This is a genomic window from Actinomycetota bacterium (assembly GCA_018830725.1).
Taxonomy (GTDB): domain Bacteria; phylum Actinomycetota; class Humimicrobiia; order JAHJRV01; family JAHJRV01; genus JAHJRV01.
This window is the reverse complement of sequence record JAHJRV010000054.1, coordinates 1-2,166: the sequence shown is the minus strand read 5'-3', so window position 1 is coordinate 2,166 and position 2,166 is coordinate 1. Positions and strand designations below refer to the sequence as shown.

Genomic DNA, 2,166 nt, shown 5'->3' with positions numbered 1-2,166 from the left:
TGTAATTACAATTTTGATAGAAGTAGATAGAGATACTGCAAAGGAACTTGCAATGCTTGAAGAATTGAAAGGATTCAAAATTGTATTTGAAAAAGGTGAAAAATGAAAATAATATCAGTATGTTCATTTAAGGGTGGAACAGGAAAAACATCTATTGCACTTAATCTTGCAAAAATATCAGGTAGATATAAGACAAAGACGCTCCTGTGGGAGTTAAATAAGAATCCTGGTTCTCTTTCCTCAATTCTAAATTTAGATTCAAACAAAAATGTTTTTACTGCCATTATGAATCCTAAGAGGCTTCCTTATTGTGTTCATAAGATTAAAGATGAATATTTTGATGTACTTTTGGGCCCTCCAGATGCTGTAATAGGTGAGGAGATAGGGGATATAGGTAAATTAAATGAAGTACTTTATAATGCAAAAATGCTTTATGACCTAATAATTTTAGATCACGGTCCTTATATGGAAGTTTTAAGCATTCAACTTTTAAATGAAAGCGATTATATTTTATTCATTTTAGAACCTGATGTTTCTTGTATCTCAAACTTAAACACTAATTTAAGTTTAATTAAAGAAAGAGCAGATGTTGATTTATCCGATAAGATAAAAATTGTTTTAAATAAATATGATGTATTTGACAATATAAATAAATCTCAAATTAAAGATGTTTTGGGCTATGAGGTTTTTGAAAAGATCAAATACGACAATACATACAGAGCTAAGATTAATAGATTAGCAAGCTCCATACCTAAAAGTAGTGTCTTGAAGGGTTGTGAAAAAATATTTAAAAAACTCTTTCCAGAGGCAAAAAAGCCTAAGAAAGAAAGGGGATTATTTAAAATAATTAAAATAAAGAAGAAAAAATGAAATTGAAAGAATATTTTAATAAAAAATCAATAGATTTTAATGGAAATATCAGAGATAAAAATATAGATAATATGGTGGATGTGATAAGAAGTGAGATTGCTGATGATCAAAAATTTTCTAGTTCTATTCTTACAAAAGAAGAGATTGAAAATCTTTTAGAAGAAAAATTAATAGAGTATCTAAGCAGAAATAAACTTTTGGTAGATGAAAAAGAAAAATCTTATTTAAAAAAGGTAATCTTTGAAGAAATTTTTGGTCTAGGTATTCTAGAGGATCTAATAAATAGAGAAGATGTTATTAATATTTTTGTGCGAGATACTGAAGTAGTATATGACACAATGGATGGAAGTATTTATGAATATCAAAGTTTTAAAAGTATTGAAGAGGTTGAAAAAATAAAAGACAAGATCCTTGCCCAAAAAAACAAGACAGTTTCAGTCTCACATCCTATGTGCGATTTAATATTGTATAACGGATCAAGAGTAAATATTACACTTCCAACTGTTGCAGACAAGCTTGCAATAACTATCAGGAATTTGAATTTGCTTGATGTAAGTTTAGAGGGATTATATGAACGAGAGATGATGACAAAAGATGAGATGAATTACTTAATAAATAGTATAAGAGATAGAAAAAATGTACTAATATCTGGCGGAACTGAAACTGGAAAAACCACCCTTGCTAACGCAATTTTAAAAGAAGTCCCTGAAAAAGAGAGGTTATCTATTATAGAGGACACCCCAGAGCTAAAACTTAAAAGAAAAAATGTTGATTATCTAAGGGTAAGAGAATCAGATAGAGGGAGCATAGAAAATATTACACAGGAAAGACTTTTAAAAAATGCACTTAGATTTACGCCAAAAAGAATAGTGTTAGGCGAGGTAAGAGACCCACAAGCCGCATTTACACTAATAAACACTTTAAATACCGGACATCCTGGCTCAATTTGCACTATACATGCAAGTAGTCCAATTGATGCATTAAATAGATTAAGAACTTATGCAACTATTGGAGCAAACATTCCGACAGTTACTATGAGCGAACTGATTTACAGAGCAATAGATATAATTGTTCAACTCAAAGGTGGAGCTGAAGAGAAAAGGAAAATAGTCAAAATTGTAGAGGTAGAAAAGAAACTTGATGCAAATTCTAAGTTTATTACAAGGAAGGTCTTTTGATGAATAATATAACTATTTCAATACTTTTTGCTACTGTTGCTTTCTTGGTCGTGATGGTAATAAGTGAAATAAGAACTGAGATGAACAAAAGACTTATAACTAAAATGAAAAGAGAAAC

General features: G+C 29.6%; 1 protein-coding gene and 1 pseudogene. Both read left to right on the top strand.

Features of this window, described 5'->3' with window-relative positions:
• The first annotated feature begins 102 nt into the window (after positions 1-102).
• Positions 103-870 (top strand): annotated as a pseudogene (locus KKC53_02715) (AAA family ATPase).
• Positions 867-2,048 (top strand): Flp pilus assembly complex ATPase component TadA, encoded by a 1,182-nt coding sequence (gene tadA, locus KKC53_02710; protein MBU2598079.1) that lies wholly within the window; start codon positions 867-869, stop codon positions 2,046-2,048. The pseudogene KKC53_02715 and the gene tadA overlap by 4 nt, the downstream one beginning before the upstream one ends.
• Positions 2,049-2,166: the final 118 nt, after the last annotated feature.

Excerpts from the sequence above, each read along its gene's own strand:
- tadA (MBU2598079.1), top strand. The coding sequence starts at position 867 with ATGAAATTGAAAGAATATTTTAATAAAAAATCAATAGATTTTAATGGA.